16 protein-coding genes are annotated in these 22,842 nt (G+C 43.4%); 6 read left to right on the forward strand and 10 right to left on the reverse strand.

Translation table 11 applies throughout. The features are described from left to right. Positions 1-7 precede the first annotated feature (7 nt). On the reverse strand, positions 8-616 hold the full coding sequence (locus tag KZC02_RS03260) for a gluconate 2-dehydrogenase subunit 3 family protein (protein ID WP_221392798.1): 609 nt from the start codon (positions 614-616) through the stop codon (positions 8-10). A gap of 78 nt (positions 617-694) precedes the next feature. Beyond that, a complete protein-coding gene (locus KZC02_RS03265; protein WP_229253976.1) occupies positions 695-3,502 on the reverse strand; it encodes a DUF6797 domain-containing protein in 2,808 nt (935 codons plus the stop codon). Between the two features lie 365 nt (positions 3,503-3,867). Between KZC02_RS03265 and KZC02_RS03270 the strand changes: the two genes are divergently transcribed. The 4 genes from KZC02_RS03270 to KZC02_RS03285 all read left to right on the forward strand — a co-directional run bounded on the left by KZC02_RS03270 (position 3,868) and on the right by KZC02_RS03285 (position 10,285). After that, positions 3,868-4,113, forward strand: coding sequence for a hypothetical protein (locus KZC02_RS03270; RefSeq protein ID WP_221392799.1), 246 nt, complete (start codon positions 3,868-3,870; stop codon positions 4,111-4,113). Between the two features lie 170 nt (positions 4,114-4,283). Beyond that, positions 4,284-4,769 (forward strand): DNRLRE domain-containing protein, encoded by a 486-nt coding sequence (locus tag KZC02_RS03275; RefSeq protein ID WP_255637516.1) that lies wholly within the window; start codon positions 4,284-4,286, stop codon positions 4,767-4,769. 208 nt (positions 4,770-4,977) lie between these two features. Then, on the forward strand, positions 4,978-8,850 hold the full coding sequence (locus tag KZC02_RS03280) for an ELWxxDGT repeat protein (protein WP_221392801.1): 3,873 nt from the start codon (positions 4,978-4,980) through the stop codon (positions 8,848-8,850). 235 nt (positions 8,851-9,085) lie between these two features. Further along, complete coding sequence (locus tag KZC02_RS03285) at positions 9,086-10,285, forward strand: DUF418 domain-containing protein (protein WP_221392802.1); 1,200 nt, start codon at positions 9,086-9,088, stop codon at positions 10,283-10,285. Positions 10,286-10,314: 29 nt separating this feature from the next. Here KZC02_RS03285 and KZC02_RS03290 read toward each other — a convergent pair whose 3' ends face one another. Continuing rightward, positions 10,315-10,752: a DUF1810 domain-containing protein gene (locus KZC02_RS03290; RefSeq protein ID WP_221392803.1), complete on the reverse strand. Its 438-nt coding sequence runs from the start codon at positions 10,750-10,752 to the stop codon at positions 10,315-10,317. A gap of 38 nt (positions 10,753-10,790) precedes the next feature. Beyond that, the gene (locus tag KZC02_RS03295; protein WP_221392804.1) at positions 10,791-11,183 is read right to left on the reverse strand and encodes a hypothetical protein; all 393 of its coding nucleotides are present in this window, start codon (positions 11,181-11,183) and stop codon (positions 10,791-10,793) included. A 486-nt stretch (positions 11,184-11,669) separates the two neighbouring features. Here KZC02_RS03295 and KZC02_RS03300 point away from each other — a divergent pair, with 486 nt between their 5' ends. Further along, positions 11,670-14,387, forward strand: a complete 2,718-nt coding sequence (locus tag KZC02_RS03300; RefSeq protein ID WP_221392805.1) for an ELWxxDGT repeat protein — start codon at positions 11,670-11,672, stop codon at positions 14,385-14,387. A gap of 138 nt (positions 14,388-14,525) precedes the next feature. After that, positions 14,526-15,077 (forward strand): nuclear transport factor 2 family protein, encoded by a 552-nt coding sequence (locus KZC02_RS03305; protein WP_221392806.1) that lies wholly within the window; start codon positions 14,526-14,528, stop codon positions 15,075-15,077. A 70-nt stretch (positions 15,078-15,147) separates the two neighbouring features. On the opposite strand, the gene KZC02_RS03310 is transcribed toward KZC02_RS03305, so the two are convergent. Genes KZC02_RS03310 through KZC02_RS03335 form a run of 6 tightly spaced genes read right to left on the reverse strand, consistent with a single transcriptional unit; the run spans position 15,148 to position 22,814 of the window. After that, positions 15,148-16,830 carry a GH39 family glycosyl hydrolase gene (locus KZC02_RS03310; protein WP_221392807.1) on the reverse strand — a complete coding sequence of 561 codons (1,683 nt, stop codon included), beginning with the start codon at positions 16,828-16,830 and terminating at the stop codon, positions 15,148-15,150. 21 nt (positions 16,831-16,851) lie between these two features. Continuing rightward, entirely contained in the window at positions 16,852-18,438 is a 1,587-nt protein-coding gene (locus KZC02_RS03315; protein WP_221392808.1) for an aldehyde dehydrogenase (NADP(+)), read from the reverse strand. Positions 18,439-18,476: 38 nt separating this feature from the next. Next, on the reverse strand, positions 18,477-19,775 hold the full coding sequence (locus KZC02_RS03320) for an MFS transporter (RefSeq protein ID WP_221392809.1): 1,299 nt from the start codon (positions 19,773-19,775) through the stop codon (positions 18,477-18,479). Positions 19,776-19,808: 33 nt separating this feature from the next. After that, positions 19,809-20,819 carry an AraD1 family protein gene (gene araD1 / locus KZC02_RS03325; RefSeq protein ID WP_221392810.1) on the reverse strand — a complete coding sequence of 337 codons (1,011 nt, stop codon included), beginning with the start codon at positions 20,817-20,819 and terminating at the stop codon, positions 19,809-19,811. A 26-nt stretch (positions 20,820-20,845) separates the two neighbouring features. Next, on the reverse strand, positions 20,846-21,637 hold the full coding sequence (locus KZC02_RS03330) for an SDR family NAD(P)-dependent oxidoreductase (protein WP_221392811.1): 792 nt from the start codon (positions 21,635-21,637) through the stop codon (positions 20,846-20,848). A gap of 7 nt (positions 21,638-21,644) precedes the next feature. Then, positions 21,645-22,814: an enolase C-terminal domain-like protein gene (locus KZC02_RS03335; RefSeq protein ID WP_221392812.1), complete on the reverse strand. Its 1,170-nt coding sequence runs from the start codon at positions 22,812-22,814 to the stop codon at positions 21,645-21,647. Between the last annotated feature and the right edge of the window lie 28 nt (positions 22,815-22,842).

The following is a 22,842-nucleotide window of genomic DNA, read 5'->3' on the forward strand; positions in this document are numbered from 1 at the left end:
GGCTAAGTTAATAGGCGAAAGATTTTTGGTTTGGCAGCAACTGGATCATTTCCAGTTTGCCGGGAATTGGCACGTAATCAAACGAAGCTTTCAAGCCAGCTTCCGAAGTAAAATATCCAAGCAGGGTAAGTTCTTTCATGAGCCTCCAGTAAGGCAATCCTTTCACCTGATCCTTCATTTGTTCCCGGTCGTCATTATCACCCATTTTAGTTTGCTGTACCTGATAGGCTTTCATCAGTTCTACCGATTCTTTTTCTACCAGTTTCAGTGTTTCTGTTTTTTCAGCACTGCTTTGGGATAAGAAATTTCGCTTTTCCAAATCCTCCAATCCTGCCTGAAAACTCATGTGCTCAGGTCTACGATAACAATCCCTGATCATCATCTCAACAAAATCAGGTACGCCTGCATCTTTCGCCCCTGGTGTGGCGGTACGCGGGATGATCAGCTCAGATACTTCTGCAATGATCTGCTTTTGGTTTTCTGTCACCGTAAATTCCGACATGGATGCAGGAACAGGCAATTTATTTTCCTGGTATTCCATCGCCAGCAGTGTGGGTGCGGAAAATGTTCCGCCCAGCATTACGGCAACATTTCTGAGGGCATCTCTTCTGTTCATGGTGTTTTCAGGATAATATGGGGAAAAATTTGTCTTTGTGCTCAAAAGCGAAGGAGTTTCGGTTTCTAACCGTTCATCTCACTTTCCTGACAAAGATTTGACATACAGAATTATGGATTCAATATCGGGATCTGTTAAGATTCCTTCAAAAGACGGCATCTCGGGACTGTAACCTTTGACCACTTTCACCGAAGGACTCAGGATTGATTCCCTGATGTATTTCTCATCGGCAATAGCCTTGCTGCCATCTTCAAAATGCCGTTCTGCTTTAAACAGATTCTGAAAAGGCGGGCCATACATGCCATCTGTTTTCAAACCTTCTGAATGACAGCCGGCACAGGCCATATTTTGAAATAATGATTTTCCCCTTTCAGCAGAAACTGCGTGTGATGCATCTGGTGCTTCCGGTACCGCTTCTTTTCGGTTTGCCAGCAATAACAGGTCTACATTTTTGAAACCATAATCCTCAGGTTTTAAATTTGCCGTTTTATTGATGGTAAACCAAAACCTGTCCTTTATTTTATGACCGTCTTTTGCCACCAGATCATAAGACACTTCCATTTGCATTACTTCTTTCATATCCGGGACCAGTAAAAATATTTTTTTGCGGTCACCTGATAAGTACGATGCCAATACAGGAAGCGTTTCCTCCCCTTTTGTTCCATCCAATTTAAAGTGTCCCGATCCATACGCTTCTGTCCGTTCATAATTCCATCTTTTAACCGTAAAATTAGCAGGATCTGTCGCTGTTATATTGTCTAATTCAGCATCAAAACCCAGCACTATACCATCTTTTGCAGCATTGAAGTGACTGGGCATGTAACTGGGTTGCCCCGTATAACGCAACCTCAGCAATGCGCTGATACCGGTAGAACTGGACCCCCAGAGATTAAAGCCTGTGATGTACAACTGCCCGTCGGACGGGTTGATGGTTCCTTTGGATGTGGGAGCTGGATAATTAGCAGCAATAAACGATACGCCACCCTGTATTATGTCTGCAGTACTGTCGATCAGTACCCGGAACAATCCCGGGTGGGCAAATGAAAAATGGATCAGGTTTCCGTTTAAAGGCCCCATTTTATTACCTGTGATCCATGCCTGACTGATACTTGAGCGGTCTTCACTATGCGGTATCCAGGTCAGCGGCGGTGCAATTTCAGGATTGTCGTCCCGGTGTACTGTTGGCGAAACTCCATAGTAATCACCTTTTTTAATCAGATAAATGGGTGTTGAAGGAACAAAATTCCCCTGCTGGTCAGAAGCGGTAAGTGCCCCGGTTTCAGGATGAATCCCCAGATATGGGCCGCGTAATCCGGTGGCAATAACCTCGCATTGCCTGCCGTCAGGCGATATTTTTAAAATGGTGCCATTCTGTTTTGAACCTGCCCTGAATCCTTTGGCAACCTGTGGTGTAACACCGGGACCGTTACTTTGCGCACCACCCTTAGCAATATAAAAGCTTTTGTCAGGCGCATAAACCATATCTGCCGCCCATTCCCTCGACTCTGAGGATTGTAGCATGACATTGGAAAAGTTTTCATAAAAATCCGCTTCGCCATCATTATTTAAGTCATGAAGACGCACAATTCCTTCCCGGCCAAAAACATACACGGTATCATTAACAACATCCAGGCTCATCGGCTCATGTAAACCTGATGCAAACCTTTTCCATTTAATATTTTCAAGCTTGCCGTCAATGCCATCTACCATCCAGACATCACCTTCAAAAGTAACTGCTGCTGCCCTGCCATCTTTAAAGAAGGCAATATCTGCTATGCGTACATTTCTTTTCCACGGATTGTGGAGCGGTAAAGTAAGGATATCCGTAACATAAGCGGCCGTGTCGGGCGATAATTTACCCTTTGTCAGAACCGTTTCTTTCCAGTGCAAAGGCCCTCCTTTTTTAACGTCCGGAAACGTTACTGAATTCTTGCGGCAATACTTTTCAAATGCGGCTATTTTATTAGATGGGCCCTTCCAGATTGCTATGGTAAATTCATTTGATTTTGCATTGGCAGGGTTTTGAAGTGTCAGAAAGCGATTTTTGGCAACACCTGATTTTGCTTTAAAATTTCCTTTTCCAACTATTCCAATAGCCGTAACCGAATCTTTGCCGGCACCCTGCTTTATATACGCAAACCGGCCTTTTTCTTCGCTCGTAATTGCCCCTCTTACCTCCGCGGCGATCAGGAAAAGATCCGCCGATGCATTTTCAATTTGAAAAGTTCTTGTAAAAACGGGCTGACCTTCAAAAACTGAACTGCCCGGTATTTCAAGCACCTGTGCCGTCCCTACTGAATAACTCAAAACTGCTTTATTTCCAAGTACATATACGCCATTCCATCTGCCTTTTTCAGCAGGCAATGCAGCCCAGGTAATCTCTTTTGTTCTGTTCAGGTCATATTCTGCGTCTTCAAATACAGGTTTATTGGCATACCAGCCCGCATAAGAACCCGTGGCAATTTTCGGGATTCCGCTGATGGTAGTCACTTTATTATTCTTGTTAAAAAAATCCTTATAAGAAATCTGTGCCATAGAAACCATGGGAAGAAATTTTCCGGTCCAGCCTACCGACCATCTCAGCAGATCGGTATCAAAACATGCGTATGCGCTGTTGCCCAATTGTAATGCTAGCGTTCTTGCTGCAATATTATCATCAGGAAAAGACGCACCCAGCTTACGTGCATCAATAGCCGTGGAAATAAATGGAAAACCTGCTTCTACAAAAGGATGGAGCTCCAGTGTATCAGAACTGTTCGATTTTACGTCGGGGACAGATTTATAACTCATTAGAAAAGTACAGGCAGTAATGAAAATGGAGCTGAACAAAAGGCCCGGATATTTTTTGAAAAGAGTTAAAAATCTTTTTGAATGATCGTGTTTCATAAAGCTTCAATTTGAATCAATACTAAAAGCGAAAGAAGCTATAACCTACCGGTCGTTTGGTTGAAAGATAATTTTAGCCATTCCATTCCTTCCACGCATTAGCCAGGATTTTGCTTCTGTCTGTTTCAACGGCAAAGTAAGGTGATGTAAAGCATTGAAATAAAAACACTTACCAGTTAATCATCATATAAATACTACTTCTGTTTGCAGAAGTAGTATTTATATTTATAGCACTTTGCCAGTAATCAATGTAATAGACCTAATGATCGAAGTCTATGAAAAAAATATTATTCTGTTTAATGTTCTTGTTGGTTTACGCACAGGTTTTGCGGGCTCAAACCGGCGGGTTGGTTTAAGATGTTAACGTGACAGGTTCTTCCCCCGGATTTAAAATTTACGAATCCATTGCTGTCGGTGATATCATTTACATGATTGCCAATGATGGTACCCATAAAAAAGGTTTAGGGAAAAGTGACGGAACTGCCGCAGGAACCGAAATGATTCGTGAATTACAGGGATATAACAATTCTTTTCCTGTTAAAGGGCTTACTTACGCGAATGGTAATATTTTACTTTTATGCACAAACTTATTTTACCAACTGGTTATATAAAAGTGATGGGACACAAGCTGGTACGGCACCATTCCGGAATGCAGGTTCCGCCGTATTTAAGGATGGAGTCCAAAGTATTATAAACATTAATGGAACCGTTTATTTTGATGAAAAAGTTGGACTCATGAAGACCGATGGGACAGAATCAGGGACGGCATTGTTAAAGCATAATATCCGGATATTATGAAATCGATATTACTGCTTATGTTCAGTCACAGCTGGCGGCAAATAAAAAAGTGACTATATATTTGACAAATCCAACTAATCAAAATGCCCAGCTAACTTTCAACAGCCGGGAAAATCCGAACAACAAGCCTCAGCTGCTGATACTCACAATAATAACACCATCGCCTCTAGCCAAAATGGGATTTGAAGAAAACATTGCCGAAGTAATTTTGGAAGATTCAAGGATTTATCCTAATCCTGCGGGCAAGCGGGTCAATGTATACGTATCTGGGTGCCATTCAGGAAAAGTAAATTTACAGCTGGTCAGCATGGACAGCGATGTGTATCAGGTCAGCCTGGTCAGGACGGCAGAACCGGCTTCAAATGTGGAAGTGGATATTTCTTCCATACATTTATCCAAAGGGATTTACATTATGCGTATTCAGTCAGCGGCATTAAAAGAAGCAATTAAAGTAATGATCTCGGAATAGATTGTTCTGTTTAGTTGACTGATTAAAATCAAACGAACAATTCCGATTTTACGAACTAGTAAAACACAAACCTGTGATGTAATTCTGGTTGTAAATCCCTTGTTTACCGTTTAATCAAATCATGAAAATAATTCCTTAAATTAACAGTAACATGTTTATTAATAAGACTTTATAAAAAGTCAATAGGACACACTTAATTTCATCGTTTATGAAAAAAATTCTGTTTTTTTTGTTGTTCACGTTGGTGTATTCACAAGCTTTGTGGGCACAAACTGGTGGTTTGGTTAAGGATATTAATGTTTTGGGTTCTTCCCATGGTCTCATCATTCACGAATCCATTGCGGTTGGAAATTTAATTTACATGATTGCCGAAGATGGCATTCAGGGAATTGGATTATGGAAAAGTGATGGTACTGCAGCAGGAACGGTAATTGTAAAAGAGCTGCACCAGGTCTACACTGGTGCTGATTCGCCTGCAAAACTCACTTATTCGAACGGCAATATTTACTTTGCAGTACGCGTGTATGGAGGTGCTTATGTATTATATAAAAGTGATGGAACACAGGCAGGCACCGGCCCGTTTGGCCCTTTAAATTCGCATGCACTTGATCCGGGCGTAAAGAGCCTTATTGATATTAACGGTACGCTCTATTACGACGGGACACTGGGATTAATGAAAACAGACGGAACAGAAGCCGGGACTGTAAGGCTATTGGAATTGATTTGGTTCAGAAACGAATATGTTTCTTCCATGACCAATTTGAATGGCAAATTGTTCTTTTTCGTGTTTCAGGGTGGCCTTAATAGGCTTTACAAAAGCGACGGCACTGTTACCGGTACGGTAGCGGTTTCCAATCCATCTTCCGTATTCCCTGCTACTCCCCTGGTAGCCGCTGGTGGTAACGTTTATTATACGGATTTTTCAACGGGTGGTACAAAGTTGTACAAAGCCAATGACACATCACCTGTGGCCTTGGTAAAAGCAAACTTATTCGGCATCGCCAGCCTTACCAGCTTAGGAAATACGCTCTATTTCAGTGCCGGTGAAGCAAATAACAATATAGAATTCTGGAAAAGTGATGGTACAGCAACAGGTACGGTCATTGTTAAAAACATCAATACAAGTGCCGGAGGTTCATCCAATCCCACACAGTTTACAGCCGTAAACGGGCAGCTTTACTTCGTAGCGACGGACGGCATAAATGGCCGGGAGTTATGGAAAAGTAACGGAACCTCAGCCGGAACAGTACTGGTGAAGGATATCAAACCTGGCAATACGGATTCCAACATTGCGCAGCTTACCGCGGTTGGAAGCAAGGTTGCATTCAATGCTGATGATGGATCAGGATTGAAATTGTGGCAAAGCAATGGTGTCCTTTCCGGTACAAAAATACTGTCTGACGTAGTAGCTTCTGTGCCGGTCGATGCCAATGGCATGTTGTATTTCAGTGGTGCCTCAGTTCACGGGCCACAGCTTTACAAAAGCACCATGGTAACGGGAGGCACCAGCGCAGTTACCGATATATCCAGGCAGGGATCAACTCCTCTGCATTTTACAGAAGTGAATGGCGTCAGTTATTTTACTGCTGATAACGGGGTCAATGGGCGAGAGCTTTGGAAAACCAATGGTACTACCGCAGGTACAGTATTAGTCAAAGATATCAGCAGCGGTGCAGGCAGTTCAAATCCGGATCTGCTCACTAACGTAAACGGGACACTCTTCTTCACAGCCAATGACGGCACTCACGGCAGGGATCTCTGGAAAAGTGATGGTACTGCGGCCGGAACGGTATTGGTAAAGGATATCGCATTGACGCCAACAGATAGTATACAAGGCCTGATTAACTTAAACGGAACACTGTTTTTCGGCATTATTTCAGCTCCTTCAAACTTACAGGTCTGGAAAAGTAATGGTACTTCAGCCGGAACAGTGATCGTTAAAGACCTTCTTTACGCTTATTCTTTTAATCCTGTAACCATGAACGGGCAGTTATATTTTGGGGCATCAGGTGGCGCAAATGGTTCCGATCTATGGAAAAGTGATGGAACTAACGCAGGAACTGTGCTGGTAAAAGACATCAATGCAGACGGTGCGTCGATTTACAATTCCCTGGTGGTAGCCGGCAATTTTATATATTATGTGCTCGATGACGAATATGTTCATTATTTATTGGTAAAAAGTGACGGTACTTCTGCAGGAACAACAGTGATCAAAGAAATGTACCCGGAGAACTACGCGTCTTTTTCCAAACTCGTAGCTGCTGGTAATCTGGTCTATTTCAGTGCATACGCTTATGGATACGACGATGATATACCAGGAGAATATTTGTGGAGAACAGATGGATCAGAAGCAGGTACTATAGTACTTAAACGTTTCGACGGACTAAGCGAAGTAGCTGTGACACATAACCAGATCGTAGTAAATGACACTTTCTATTTTGTACCACCTGATGTAGATAATGGTGACCAGTTGTGGAAAAGCGACGGGACCATTGAGGGAACCCAGATTGTTAAAAAATTGGGAGACGCCATAAAAGGAGCAACCATAAGAAATACCGCTGCCGTGGGTAACACCCTGTATTTTACGGCATCTGACGGGGTAAGCGGATTAGAAATCTGGAAAACCAATGGTACCGCAGCCAGCACGTTCCTGGCTTACGACATGAACCCGGCCGGATCCACCCTGTTCTATGAAATTGCGGGCTTCAATAACCAGCTGTTAATTTCAGCGGATAACGGACAATACGGTGCCGAGCTGTTTAAATTCCAGGATGCCCCCGCTGCAACTGTCCTCAGGATCAATTCCGGTGGTGAGGCAATTTATGCTTCTTCAAACCGTCGGTTCGTGGCCGACCAGTACTTTAACGGTACCACCCAGGTCTCCACGGCTTACATTGGTGAGATCCTTAACACGCCCGATGCGCAACTGTACAGGGAACAGCGTTTTGGTTCTGCATTCAATTACAGCATTCCGGTCACAAACGGAAAACTGAGCGTTATCCTGCATTTTGCAGAGATCTATTGGGGCGTTCCGTCAAGGGGCGGCTCAGCGGGTACAGGAAAACGTAAATTCAATGTAGATATTGAAGGCAGCCGCAAGCTGACCAATTATGATATTTTCACGGCAGCAGGCGGTGCCATGCGCGCCCTCACACAGACTTTTTCCGTCACTGTGACCGATGGCATACTGAACATCAATTTCCTGAGCGGTTCGGCTGACAAGCCGATTATTGCGGCCATAGAAATATTGCCGGACGTCCAGATCAGTCTTGATGCCATTGACGATGCCACGGTCCGCAATACACCTTATGAGAACGGGCATTATGGCACTGCAACCACCCTGGATGTAAAATCCGGAAGTTTGCCCAGCTACCAGCGCAATACATACCTGAAATTTTTACTAGATGGGGTAACCGATGTAGGATCAGCCAAAGTGCGCTTATATGGACAGAACATACAAAATAACAATAACATCAGCCTGGCCGCTTTTGGAGTTGCGAATGATTCCTGGATGGAAAATCAGATTACGTGGAACAATGCGCCTAACAGTTCCGGGGTTGCACTGGGAACCGTATTGGTGAATGGCACCCCAGGATATTATGAAATCGATGTAACCGCATACGTAAAGTCTCAGTTACAGGTCAATGACAAAACAGTGAGTTTATTTCTGACAAACCCAACAAACCAGAACACCCAGCTCACTTTTAACAGCGAGGAAAATTCCGGTTACACTCCCCAGCTTGTGATACGTACGGCGCCACCAACTGCACCCCTTGCAAGAATCGGGGTAGAAGAAAACATTGCCGAAGTGAAAGTATTAGCCGAAGATTCCAGGATTTATCCCAATCCTGCGGGCAAGCGGGTCAATGTTTACGTGTCAGGCCGTCATACCGGAAACGTGGATTTACAGCTCGTAGGAATGAATAGTAATGTGTACCAGGTAAAGCCGTCCGGAGCAATAAATCCGGCTTCAAATGTGGAAGTGGATTTATCCAACATGCATTTATCAAAAGGAATATATATCATGCGCATCCAGTCAGCGGCATTTAAAGAAGCGATAAGGATATTGGTAGCAGAATAAACCTGCAACGGTAACATTTGATATTGTTACATAAGGAATTAAAAGGAGGCTTTGTCATTTAATATGACTAGTCTCCTTTTTTATTGGGGGCAATTGTCAGTCCCAGCCGGCAATTTGCCCATTTTGCGGCATATAGTTCTGAAAGCAACTGGTTTGTAGGTATTATTAATAAATAGTCGGTCACATCACTATCCGGATAGCACACACCTGCACGCCTTTTTACTCAACGAACTATATGGTAACACAATTACAGGAAATTCAGGCAACACAGCCAATCATTGAAAATCAAAAGAATCGTTTACAGATAGTTGATATACTTCGCGGCTTTTCTCTCTTGGGTATTCTGCTTATTCACTCCCTGCAACAGTTTTTAAGTACCACTTCCACAGCATCCCGTGACCTTAACGGAACAGATAATCTGATTGAATTTTTAGTGGACTTTCTTATACAGGATAAATTTTTTACCATATTTTCCTTCCTTTTTGGCTGGAGTTTTTTTGTCATTTACAAAAGTGCTATCCGCAAACGGCAGCCTTTTGTCAGAATATTCACCTGGCGCCTTACCGTTCTTTTAGGAATAGGGATTTTCCATTCATTATTTTTCAAAGCCGATATACTTCAGGTTTATGCAGTAACAGGTTTGGTACTGATACTTTGCAGGAATTTCAGGAGCAAAAGTTTACTGTTGTTAAGTATTGGTTTATTTCTGTGCAGTATTTTATCCGTTATTTTCAGTGATAAATCTGATATTGTTATAAATGCGCTAAAAGATGCCGGCATTCTTATTCCCAGTAAACTCAGATTTAATATCGTAACCGGAAGATTGTTCACGACACTTTCCATGTTCCTTCTGGGCTTTTACATTGGTAAAGTAAATCTGTTAAACGAGGTTTCTGCCAGGTTTCAATTGTTTAAAAAAGTCGCTTTGTGCAGCGGTTACATTTTTTTATTCACCATCGTAGGCTATGTACTTAGTCATAATAGCACTAACCCACAGGTTCCTGAAAGTGTCCGTATTTTTCAGATAACCATCACCGCTTTGCAAAATCTTTCACTTTCCTGCCTCTATGTATCGGTCGTTATTTTACTCTACAACCGGATGTCAAACCATAAACTCATGGCTTGGCTCATTCCATTGGGAAAAATGGGGCTGTCAGGTTATCTGATGCAATCGGTTTTCTTATATTTTTTCTACCACTCAGAGGAGGTGTTGGAAATGAGCCTCTCAATGGCGATGGCCATTACTTTGCTCTTTTATATTACCCAGGTAATTTTTGCGGGTATTTGGTTTTCCAGTTTTAAATCGGGACCGGCAGAATGGGTATGGCGTTCCTTAACAAATCTGGCAGTTCCGGGTGATACAACACAACCGCGTTACCCCGAAAAACATTTTCGCAGGTTTAGAAATGTCCGGAATTGTGACCAATATCCTTAACCGTTATATTTAAAAAGCGAATATTATTACTAAGCAGATTTCATTTTTAAAACAATTTCAATGGTTTTAAAATCTTGCTTGCCATTAAAATATTTATCCAGAACTGCCTGAAAAACCGGATCTGTATTTTTGACCAGACTAAACAACGTCATACAGGACTTCAATTTCACATCATCTGGATTTCCCAGGATCTGATTGGCTGTTTTATCTTCTATTTCCAGAATTGCTTTTGCTGTTTCGATCAGCCTGCTTCCCAGAACCGGATGATGAAGATAGTCCGCGGCCTCCTCTAAATTTTTTATAGCGTAAAAAACGGATGTGCTGCTAAAACCCAAACCGGAAATTTGCGGGAAAATATACCAAATCCAGTGGCTTTGCTTCCTTCCTTTCTTAATTTCTGACAATGCCTGGGTATAATCGCGGCTCTGCGCTTCTAAAAACCTTTCCAAATTATTTACCGGATCCATCTGATCATCAATTATGGTTTACGCCAACCATAAAAAATCTATTCCGCAAATTCAGAAAAACTATAATCATCTATTGGTTCAGCCTGCCGGAAGTCAAAAGATTTTGGAAGGTTCGTCCGGCATTGCCTGATCTTATTACTGTCGTTTTCGCTCAGCAGCATTTCAGTGTAGCCGGCCGTTTCTCCCGTTAATTCCATCCTGATCTTTAATTGCCTGGAATCATCAAAAATGGTGTTTTTTGTTAGCTCAACCGGCATCATGAGGATCTGATGAGGTTTGGGGAACTGCAGTATCAGGATCGGGACATTACAAATAATTTCAAGGCAAAACATTACTTTTTCCAATACTGGTTTAGTTATACCGTCTCCATTGATCTTTATAAAAAACCCCTGGGAATCAACAATCATTCTTTTTTCTTCGCTGGTTCTCATTTTGCAAACAAGTAAAGTATTATAGATAAATTATTTTACAACAGATTGATATTCAAAACTACAAAAACATTTCGATATTTTAGGTATCATATATTTGATTATTCTAGTATCAAATTTGAAAAATAAAAAGCCAGGCAATGAAAAGGATTGTTCGTACTCATAATGGACAGAAATTAAAATGTATTTTTTCACAGGATTTCTAATTACGCGATGCACCGGATAAGCGAATTTTGATCCGATAGTTGTCGTATTATTTACCATTTCCCCTCTGATCAAGTATCAGGAGAATTCCCAACATTTACAGCGGTTTGCAGAAGTAAAATAAGCTAAAAAGGACATATCCGATTTGGACATAATACATCTGAATAACAGGCTATTATACTAAGTAAATCAGATTAAATACAACCTTTCAATTGTAATGTCCGTCGTACTGACCTGGACTGATTTTTAATCGTCTAACTACCTTTAAATATCCAATTCAGAGTTATGAAAAAACTTCTTGTTACCTGTCTGATGATGATCACATTGTTGTCAAATTTTTGCTTTGGCCAGTTAATTGATTTTGTAAAAGACATCGATCCCGGGCCGGGAGATTACAGGATATTGAATCTTGTGAATGTAAACGGGACTGCTTTTTTCTTTGCTACTGATGCAGCACACGGAAAAGAGCTCTGGAAAAGTGACGGAACATCCGGTGGAACGGTGCTTGTAAAAGACATTAACCCCGGTCCGGCCAGCTCTCCTTTATCCGATACAGTGGAAAGTATTAGTGTGGCCGGAACGCTGTTTTTTGTAGGAAATGATGGTACCAGCGGAGATGCGCTATGGAAAAGCGATGGGACGGAAGCCGGAACCGTTTTGGTAAAAGACATCGTTCCCGGAAGTGGTTCTCCAAAACTGGACGGGCTTACCGATGTTAATGGAGTACTTTATTTCTTATCTACAACAGCAGCCAACACCAATTTGTGGAAAAGCAACGGCACTACTGCCGGAACCGTCCTTATCAAAAGCTTCCCGGTTATGACGGAACAAACGCCGGTTGTTTTCCAGGGTAAACTATTCTTTTCCGGCCTCGACCAATTGCAAAACTATGAAGTATGGAGCAGTGACGGAACCGCAGCCGGAACAACCATTCTCAAAAATATTACAGGTAATGCAAATTCCGGCACACTCGCCCTTACTACGCTGGTGGTTAACAACAATAGCCTGTATTTTATTTACGATTCAGACCCTACACACCGTGCTGTCTGGACTTCGGATGGCACAGCTACCGGAACAAAGTCTGTATTCAGTATGTATCCTGGTGCACGAACTAAATATTCAAAACTGGTGAGTGCCAATAACCTGGTTTATTTCAGCATGGAACGCTCTATTTATTTCACCGAGGAATTGTGGCGCACGGATGGAACTGCTGGCGGAACATTTCATCTAAAATCCTTTCGGAACGACCGGGGAAGTTTCTTTTACATTAGAATTGCTGCACTGAATCAAACCGTATTATTTACAGCACAAGGTGAGAATACTGGTACGGAGCTTTGGAAAACAGACGGAACAGTGACCGGGACTTTACCTGTAAAGGACATATACCCAGGCCAGGCGACTGGTATACCCTACTACAATACGATCAACCTGATCGTTTTACACAACATACTGTATTTTGTGGGAGAAAACCGGCAGAACGGCCAGGAGCTCTGGCGCAGTGATGGCACAAGCCTGGGAACCTACATCACTGGTGATTACTTTACTGGTCAAAGTTCACCTACATTCGGCCCTTTTATCAATTTGGGAAACAAGCTCATTTTCTCGGTACGAGTTGGGGAAAGTTTTGTACCGGGTCAACCCAATGTTGCTAAGGGTTATAATCTATACAAATTCGAACCGGAAGGAGATTTTCCAGGCGCAAAAAGGTTTAATGCAGGTGGGCTGGCCTATGATGCCTCCGAAAACCGCCCTTTTGCAGCTGACCAGTATTTTTCAGGTGTATCGCAAGTTTCTGCCACAACGACCGGTACCATTTCCAACACCCCGGATCCGCAGCTTTTCAATGATCAGCGGGTCGGGCCGGCATTCGATTACAGCATTCCTGTTACCAATGGAATCATGAATGTAGTACTGCATTTTTCTGAAAATTATTTTGGCGTAATGGGCAAGGGCGGCTTGCCTGGTGCTGGCAGGCGGAGATTTCACGTAAATATCGAGGGTGCCCGAAAACTGACCAACTATGATATTTTCAGTGCTGCCGGCGGCGCAATGCGTGCCAGAACAGAGGTTTTCAGTGTAAATGTCAATGACGGTTTGCTAAATATCAGTTTTTTAACAGGCGCAGCCGACAAGCCGGTTATCGCAGCTATTGAAGTGTTGCCCAACCAGCAATTTGTCCGGAATCCCATTGCCGATGCAACCGTCAGGAATGGACCTTATTCCTCTACCATATTTGGTAATGAATCCACTTTGGAAGTAAAAACAGGCTCTCTTCCCAGCTACCAAAGAAATGCATACCTAAGATTTTTTCTGGGAAAGATAGCCTACGTTGGTTCGGCGAAGCTTCGCCTTTTTGGATCCAATATACAATCGGAAGAAAGTGTAAGTTTGGCCGCCTACAACGTCAGCGACAATACATGGAATGAAACATACGATTTAGAGTCTTCACCGGTTATTACATGGGACAACGCCCCGTCACCTTCTGGAAGTATGTCACCCATAGTAAACGTTCTTAATTTTTACAAATATTACGAAATTGATGTTACGGATATTGTAAGATCACAACTGACGGTAAACCGTGAAGTGAGTTTTTATATTACCAATCCGGGTAACCAGAATACGCATCTAAGTTTTGATAGTCGGGAAGGCTTCATTAAACCTGAACTTGTAATTGAGACTGCGGGTTCTACCACGCTGTTAGCCAGAATGAATGCAGAAACGAGTACCCCCGCAAATGATTTACTTTCCTCAACGGTGTATCCTAATCCGTCAACTGGCAAAAGGTTTACCCTTCAGCTTTCAAAACGCCACAAAGGAGATGTTGACCTGCAACTTACCAATGCCCTCGGTCAGTCTTTTCTATCTCGTCAGATTAAATCCGAAAACACAGCTTTACCGGTAATAATAGATGGAACAGCCATGAGATTAGCAGGTGGAATGTATGTACTAAAAGTTAAATCAGGCAGCCACTCCGAGGTCCTGAAAATGGTTTTCCTTGAATAACAATGTGTTTATAATTAACCTTTTACCGTTAAATAAATAATCCGGATAAAGATGAGTAATTGGTTGACTTTCAGTGAAAAGAAGGAGAATTTAACTTTCTTTTCACTGAAACTTATCACCTGTAAACTTATTCGCAAAATGATGAGAACTACCCGCTTACTTTTCACTTTTCTGTTTATTTGCCTGTTGGCATTTCAGGTATCTGCCCAGACAAATACAGCTAGACATCACGCCGATCTGGTGAGCATTTCTCCCAATGCGGACAACAATATCACAGTCGCTATTGATTATGTAAATGCAATTGTAAGAAACGACTGGACGAAGGTGCGCAGCCTGATAACTGCTGGCTTCATGCAGTACGGGCCCGGAGCACCCGACTCAACCAATGCTGATCAATATGCTAAGGTCTGGCAGGAATGGTATCCAATTCAGCAAAACCGTGAAGTATTTATTATAGCAAGTACATCCTTACAGGTAAAAGAAGGCATGAACAAAGGAGACTGGGTATTGCTCTGGCTCGATTATCATGCTCTGTTTACCAACGAAAACAAATCTGCACACGTACCCATACAAATGACCATCATGATGGAAAACGGCAAGGTAGCAGTAGAGCGCACTTACTACGACTCGGGCTCTTTGCTGACTCAGCTGGGCTGGACAATGACACCACCGCAAACGGCTAAAAAATAAATATCTATCTGTGGCACGACTGGAAACCATTCAGTTCCATCAGGCATTTATGCTCAGCCGTGCCACGGAATTAATCCAGCCAATCCAGTTTTAAAAGCAGGGTCGCCTGACGTTCAAGTTTAACCTCAACAGAAATCTGTCCATTCTGAGCATTGATATTTTTTGCCGGCACAGCAGTTTGCAATGCACCGGATTTTTCCAGTTCTGCTATTTGCCCGCCAGATGGTTTCTGTGGAGAACCCATTTTTTTCCATCTTTCGTACGAATTACTGTGCGTTTTATCAATCGCATATTGGGTTAACACGAGTTTTTTGCCAGCAGGAATCCCCTGCATTTGTACTTTGACCGTTTCTGCCGGTCCTGTTTCGTCTACATCATGATAATTCCAGACCATGACCGAAGCTGTATTTTTATCAATTGCCGCCAAACCTCCGATATCCGACTGCTTCCTGACACTTGTATTTAAAATCGAATCCAGGACATACATACGGTTTGAAGTAACGGCCGCACGTTTTCCTGACATTTTTCCAAACATCCTGAATACATTCAAAACAGGCTTATCCACTCCGTTTGTTGCCAGATCCCTGAATCCGCCAAACCAGGGCTGATTTTCGAATTCAAATGACCAGGTAACTGCTCCAATTAAATCTTTTTCATGGCGGTCAGCCAATTCATATTTCCGTGCAAAGGAGGCTGCTGTATAACTGGAAAACATTGTTCCGTTCCTGTAAGCATTTTCAGGATTTGTGGCCATACTGCACGCAGCACAACCTTCCGGGTCCGATTCGCCAAGAATAACCGGAATATTTTTCAGCTGAGGATATTTAGCGATCACTGCGAAATTATCTGTAATATTTTTAAGCTGCGCCCTTACATCCATTACCACTTTTCCATCCATTACTTTCGGCGAACCTTTGGCATGAAACAAGATCATATCCAGTGGAGAGCCAATTTTACCCGTCACATAATTTGTATCCGAAACACAGTGTTTTAAAAAAGCATCCAGAAATTTCATTCCGTTACCTGTGATATTACAACCGCCGATTTGCGCATTGGGAAGTGCTTTTTTTACAGCAGCAGCCGAATAATCGTATAATTTAAAGAATTCCGGCCATGTACCTTTCCAGTATGCACCGTTTGGTTCATTCCATAATTCCCAGTACCAGCTTTCCACTTCCGCCTTACCGTAACGCACCACACAATGCGTAACCCACTGATAAACCAGCTCGCCCCATTTGTCATAATCTTTTGGCGGATAAGCCCAGCCGGTCGGCAGTTTACTGAATTTATCGCCCGGGTGCCAGTCGTGCTGATAGGGCTGTGGATTCGTAGATAAAGCTTCCGGCATAAAACCGATCTGCGCCAGAGGCTTCATTTTCCTGCTTACATAAGAATCAAAAATGCTGTCCACGATAGCCCAGTTATAAACCGGCTTTCCGTTTGCATCTTCGGTATACATATTGGTCGATCCCCATTTCAGGGCAGGTCTCCCATCGCCGGAAGTCATCAGATTATGCGTTCTTACATAAACCGGTGAGGGACTGAGAGCTGCCATCTCTGTAAGCAGTTTTTTCCCATCTTTCATATATGTATAATTGGGTTCGTCATAACCAAACCACGACCAGATGGGTGTCATTTCACCTACTGTTTTATTAAAATCCACCTTAACAATTGCTGGCTGGCTTTGAGAAAACGCTATGGACGAAAACAGCAGCAGTGCGCTTAAAAAGCTGATACGAAATAATTTTGGCATAACTACTTTATTTAAAATGGGTTATAACTGTTCATTCGTCCAGCTGCCGTTAACCAGCCGGAGCAAAGCAAGCGGATTTTTATTTTGTAATGCTTCGGGCAGGAACTGATCCGGAAAATCCTGGTAAGCAACTGGCCTGGCAAAGCGGTAGATTGCGGCCGAACCCACTGACGTTGAGCGGCTGTCGGAAGTAGATGGAAAAGGCCCGCCGTGCTGCATGGCGTCACAAACTTCAACCCCTGTCGGATAACCGCCAAAAATGATCCTTCCGGCTTTTTGCGTTGTTATAGTGATCAGTTTTTCTATTATTTCAACATCCTGTTCAGCTGCATGCAGGCTGGCCGTCAATTGCCCTTCAAGCGATTCAAGGACTTCAAATAAATCATTGGTATCAGCACATTTCACAATTAGTGTTTGCGGGCCAAAAATCTCGGCAGACAACGATTTATCTTTCAAAAAATCATTGGCATCAACTGAATAAGCAACCGGTTTACCTTCATTTCCCTTTGCTTCTGTTTCCGTTTTTGCTAACAAAACAACCGCAGGATTTTCAGATAAACCCTTTATTTTTTCATCATAAACCTGTTGTATACCGCAAGTGAGCATATTGGCCGGTGGAATTTTTGCAATCTGTTTTGCAAATTCTTCCAGAAATAAATCAGTGGCCGTACTTTCTGTTACCAGGATCAGTCCCGGGTTTGTACAAAATTGTCCGGCTCCCAAAGTAAAGGCTGCTGCAAGTTCCCTGGCGATTTTGGCATAATTCTCCTGTAAAGCACTTTCCAGCAAGATGACAGGATTAACAGAGCTCATCTCGGCATAAACAGGAATAGGTTCTTTTCTTGCGGCGGCCGCATTACAAAGCAGCAAACCTACTTTTCTTGATCCGGTAAAACCTACTGCTCTAACTGCCGGATGAGAAACCAGTCTGATCACTTTTTCATTGTCGAGATGCAGTGCCGAAAACACACCATCGGGCATTCCTGTACGTTTGGCAGCTTTTAATATGGCTGTTGCCACAAGCTCACTGGTACCAGGATGTGCGGGATGGATTTTTAAAATAACCGGACAACCAGCAGCCAAAGCAGAAGCTGTATCACCACCGGCAGTCGAAAAAGCAAGTGGAAAATTACTCGCGCCAAAAACGGCGACCGGGCCAATTGGAACGAACATTCTTCTGATATCAGGTTTGGGCGCTGGTAATCTTTCAGGAATCCCGGTGTCAATCCGCGCATCGAGCCACCATCCATCGCGCAATAACCGTGCAAACAACCGGAGCTGATTACAAGTACGCGCCCGTTCTCCGGTAATCCTGGCAACAGGCAGACCTGATTCTGAAACGCAAACTTCCAGTAACTGATCCGACAAAGCCATGATCTCCTCGGCTATGGTTTCGAGAAACAAAGCGCGTTGCTGGTAAGAAACCTTTTGAAAGGCACGGAAAGAGCGATCTGCAAGTAGTACTGCTTTGTCCAGTTCATCTTCGGTTGCCCAATAAAACCAGCCCGGAATATCCTTGTTATCTTTTGGGGAAAATGACTGGAAATTTCGATCTGATAATTTACTTTTCGAAAAGCCAATATAATTTGCTCCTGTTATGTCTGTCATTCTGGTTGATTTATAATGAGGGGTTTCAAATATTGACTTTAAGAATTTTCTCCTGTCTGAGCGTATCTGTGCAATGCTTCGTTTCTTACAAGCGGCCCCATAAAAAACAGCATAATGGCCAAACCTACCAGTGCAATGACTCCGAAACCCATGAATAAAATACTGTAAGCATAGTCGTAACCCATATCGGTCGCATAGTTTTTGAGCACAATACCTGAAACCGACTGAAAAACGGCACCTCCTAATCCGGTTCCAACACAAGCCATTCCCCACACTGACGCGGCTGCATTTTTAGGCACTACATCCGCCGGAAAAGCCAGTGAATTTGCCGTATAGGCGGTGTATCCAAATCCGGCAAGTCCAAAAACGATCAGCGCTGAAATGGGTGTGGAAATAACAAACGGACCCGCAAGCAGCGGAAGGCTCATGATCATTCCTGCAACTGTTACGGCAATTTTCCTGGCTCTCGGAATGGGCACTCCTCTTGCAATAATAAACTGTGTAAAATATCCACCGGCCAGATTTCCTACATCAGCGATTAAAAAAGGGATCACAGCCAGCCAGCCGATTTGTTTAAGTTCCAAATGGTGCACATCTACCAGATACCGCCCGATCCAAAACGTAACGAAATACCAGACCGGATCCATAAAGGTTTTTGATAAGGTAAACATGATCACAAACCGCGTTTTCAAAAGTTTAAGTGGTGGAATGGTAAATGTTTTCACCTTTACTTCCGTTTCTTTAGGCGTATAATAAATAAACCAGAATATCACCAGCCACAGATAACCGCAAAGTGCCAGAATAATAAAAGTGGATTGCCATCCGTAACTGATCCCCAGATATGCAACGAGCGGCGGCACGATCACTGCACCCAGCGCCGAACCGCTGTTGAAGATACCTGAAGCCGTGGATCTTTCGTGTGCAGGAAACCATTCGGTGGTCAGTTTGATAGCGGCAGGCCAGTTACCGGCTTCACCAATTCCGAGCATAAAACGGCAGACCCCGAATTGCAGAGGTGTAACGGCAAAGGCGTGTACGAGTCCGGCTGTGGTCCAGAAAGCCATACAAAGTGAATAACCTATCCTGGTTCCGAGGCGGTCAATTAAAAAGCCCGAAAAAGCATTTGAGATCATGTACGCCACAAAAAAAGCGGTGCCGATATAGCCAAATGCATCGTCGGGAATCAGCTTGCGCAGTTCCCCCTCTGCACTCAGGTAATTGAAAGACAGCCTGTGGACATAATTTAAAACCGTGGCCAGAAAAGCCATTCCAACCATCACCCATCGCATTTTGGAAAGTTTCATGACCGGAGGCGTGGATATAATATTCTCAACCATTCATAGTAAGGTTTAGGCAATCTGAAAATTGACTTACAGCTGGCGGACCGGCCTCAGCTCTTCGTTTTCCGGAGTAATTAAAATTTTGTTTTGCAGTGCACGACCCATTCCCTCCCAATATACTTTCATCAGGTCATCATTTTGCAAAGCCACATTGTTTCCAAAACTGAATGCATCTGCACCAAAAAAATGAACATGTGCCTGCGTGGGCAAGCGGTGGCCTGCGTATTTAAAATGATGATATTCCAGGTTTTCAAGGCTGTGAGCCATATTATTTTCACCCGTTTTAATATCTGAACTCCACTTTATCCCATCCGCGCCGGAAACACTGACCGTACCTTTAATATCTGTAAAATCCCCGCCGATCACCAGTTCAGGCCCGATTGAACATTGCCGTAATTTGGAAGGGGCCAGATAGAGGTAGTTCTTTTTTTCCATGACATGATCTGAGAATTCGTTGCCGGTTGCGAAGCCGATACGCCATGGTTTACCGTTGTCATCTACAACATACACGCCCGCAATTTCGGGTTCTTCACCTCCGTCATTGGCGTAGGCAGGTACTTCAAGCAGCTCTCCGTGTGCTTTTAAAACACAGCCGTTGCCCTTGTAAAACCATTCAGGCTGGACGCCAATTTCACCGGCACGAGGAAATCCCTCTTTCACACCCCAGTCGTACATCACCATACTGTCAGTCAGTTTTTGTTCTGTTGATGCATGCATCATCTGACGGTTTAAAGCGCTGTTTTTATGTGTCAGCCCAGTTCCGGCAACCAGGCAGCCGAACGGATTTTGCGGACAGTCAAAAGCTGGAAGGAGTTTCCAATCGTCATTTCCATTATATATCCGGTCGTAGTTCAACTTCACTTCTGAACGCATGTCCAGGATCAGATCCGCTAATTTCACATTGGTTCGCAAAGCTTCCAACGCTGCGTCATATACGGATTTAAATTGGCTGATTAAAACCAGTGAAGGTTCCTCAACTATTGCTAATGCACGTCCCTGTTTTTCATGCAGGATCTGTACAACTCTTATTTTGTTTTCCATAAAAATAAAATTTCAGTCAGCGCAGATTACTGCGTGACCCATCCGCCATCAATTGAAAAACATCCGCCTGTGGTATAACTTGATGCACGGCTGGCCAGATAAAGAGCAATACCGCCTATCTCATGGAGTTCTCCCCAGCGTCCCATCGGAATTTTGGAAATAAACGCTTTGTATTTTTCAGGATCGTTGGTCAGCGGCAGGTTCAGGTCGGTTGCAAACGGACCAGGCAAAATGGCGTTCACTGTAATTCCGTCCAGTGCTACTTCCATAGCCAGGGAACGGGTAAGCTGTAAAATCGCCCCTTTGCTAGTTGCATAAGGTGTACGTTCAGGAATTGCAGTAAGCGCGAGCATGGAACCGATATTGATGATCCGGCCATAGCCATTTTGTTTCATGATCGGAACTACTTCACGACAAGCCAGCCAGGTTCCCGTAACATTGACGGTCTGTACTTTATTGAAATCATCCAGTGAAAGCGATTCTATTGCCCCACGAATATTAATACCAGCTGAATTGACCAGAATATCAATTTTGCCAAAAGTCTCCACGGCTGAACTTACCGTTTCTTTCATGCTTTGTTCGGAAGTGACATCGCAGGTTACACTGATGCAATTGGTATCATACGAATCTTTAATTAGCTGTTCCGATTGCCTGTTCACATTTTCGTCACGGGCCGCAATGACTATATTGGCACCGGCTTCGGCAAGGGCCTTTGCCATAGAAAGGCCAAGGCCACGGTTTCCGCCGATGACCAGCGCTGTCTGTCCGTTCAGTTTAAAAAGGTCAAGAATGCTTTGTTGCATCGTGAGAGTTTCCATATGTTTTTTATTCGGTAATGATGAAATGTTCAAGATCTTCTGTTTTCAGGGAAAGGCCGACGCCGGGTAAAGTATCATCCAGCTGAAGCCTGCCGTTTTCTGCAATCGCTTCTCCGTCGAAAATATACCAGAACATTTCGTTGCCAACTTCAATCTCAGTCTGTGGAAAATACTCTGCCATCGGGCTTGCAAACGAGCTCATGACCACGTGCAGGTTATGCATCTGTCCACCATGCGGAATCACTTCCACGCCATGCGCCAATGCCATGTTACAGATTTTCTGCGCTTCGGTAAACCCTCCTACCCGGTTGGTGTCAAACTGAAAAATATCCAAAGCACCAGTTTGCAAAAGATCATGAAAACCGTAACGGGTATATTCATGCTCCCCACCCGACAATGGAATATCAGTATACCGGCGCAGTTTGGCAAAATTGTGTATTTCATCGGGTAGTAAAAGCTCCTCAGCCCAACGCAGGTTATAAGGTTCCAGCGCTTTTAAAAACTGCTTCGCATAAGCCAGGTTAAAACCCATATAACCTTCCAGCATTACATTGATATCTTCGCCCACAGCTTCTCTGACCACTTTTACCATATCCACGTTTTTTCGCATACCGGCAATTCCTTCTGTCAGCGGATAACCGCAGCGCAGTTTCATACCCGAAAATCCTTCTTCTTTATAATGAACTGCCTCAGCCTGAAGACTGTCCAGATCCCTGGTATATAGCCGGCTGTAATAGGTTTCAATATCCGGCGTGGTACGTCCGCCCAGCAGCATAAAAACGGGCTGTTTCATTACTTTTCCCTTGATATCCCAAAGTGCAATATCAACGGCGCTGATGGCAGCAATGACGGTTCCTTTTCTTCCAAAAGCAACCGTTGACCGGTACATTTTCTCAAAAAGATATTCCGTATTGAGTGGATTTTCTCCAATTAAAATCGATGAAAGTTTACTGTCGATCACGGCTTTGGTGATATCCGGACTTAGCCCTGCGTTTCCAATACCGACAAAACCTTCGTCCGTCTCAACTTCTACAACCAGCCAGCTAAAAAACCGGAAAGCGGCCTGTGTGTCACTTTGGGAATGCAACGGGCTGAGTGGTGTGGCAAAAACTGTGTTACTCGTCAGTACAGGCCCGTTCCACTGGTATAGTTTGGTCCTTATTTTTGTAATTTTCATTAAAATATTTTTTATAAATAAAACCGGA

It is taken from the genome of Dyadobacter sp. NIV53 (genome assembly GCF_019711195.1).
Classification (GTDB): Bacteria; Bacteroidota; Bacteroidia; order Cytophagales; family Spirosomataceae; genus Dyadobacter.

Bases quoted from the DNA above. Each gene is read 5' to 3' on its own strand.
- KZC02_RS03260 (WP_221392798.1), bottom strand. From the start codon at position 616: ATGAACAGAAGAGATGCCCTCAGAAATGTTGCCGTAATGCTGGGCGGA.
- KZC02_RS03265 (WP_229253976.1), bottom strand. From the start codon at position 3,502: ATGAAACACGATCATTCAAAAAGATTTTTAACTCTTTTCAAAAAATAT.
- KZC02_RS03280 (WP_221392801.1), top strand. From the start codon at position 4,978: ATGAAAAAAATTCTGTTTTTTTTGTTGTTCACGTTGGTGTATTCACAA.
- KZC02_RS03285 (WP_221392802.1), top strand. From the start codon at position 9,086: ATGGTAACACAATTACAGGAAATTCAGGCAACACAGCCAATCATTGAA.
- KZC02_RS03290 (WP_221392803.1), bottom strand. From the start codon at position 10,752: ATGGATCCGGTAAATAATTTGGAAAGGTTTTTAGAAGCGCAGAGCCGC.
- KZC02_RS03295 (WP_221392804.1), bottom strand. From the start codon at position 11,183: ATGAGAACCAGCGAAGAAAAAAGAATGATTGTTGATTCCCAGGGGTTT.
- KZC02_RS03300 (WP_221392805.1), top strand. From the start codon at position 11,670: ATGAAAAAACTTCTTGTTACCTGTCTGATGATGATCACATTGTTGTCA.
- KZC02_RS03305 (WP_221392806.1), top strand. From the start codon at position 14,526: ATGATGAGAACTACCCGCTTACTTTTCACTTTTCTGTTTATTTGCCTG.
- KZC02_RS03310 (WP_221392807.1), bottom strand. From the start codon at position 16,830: ATGCCAAAATTATTTCGTATCAGCTTTTTAAGCGCACTGCTGCTGTTT.
- KZC02_RS03315 (WP_221392808.1), bottom strand. From the start codon at position 18,438: ATGACAGACATAACAGGAGCAAATTATATTGGCTTTTCGAAAAGTAAA.
- KZC02_RS03320 (WP_221392809.1), bottom strand. From the start codon at position 19,775: ATGGTTGAGAATATTATATCCACGCCTCCGGTCATGAAACTTTCCAAA.
- araD1 (WP_221392810.1), bottom strand. From the start codon at position 20,819: ATGGAAAACAAAATAAGAGTTGTACAGATCCTGCATGAAAAACAGGGA.
- KZC02_RS03330 (WP_221392811.1), bottom strand. From the start codon at position 21,637: ATGGAAACTCTCACGATGCAACAAAGCATTCTTGACCTTTTTAAACTG.
- KZC02_RS03335 (WP_221392812.1), bottom strand. From the start codon at position 22,814: ATGAAAATTACAAAAATAAGGACCAAACTATACCAGTGGAACGGGCCT.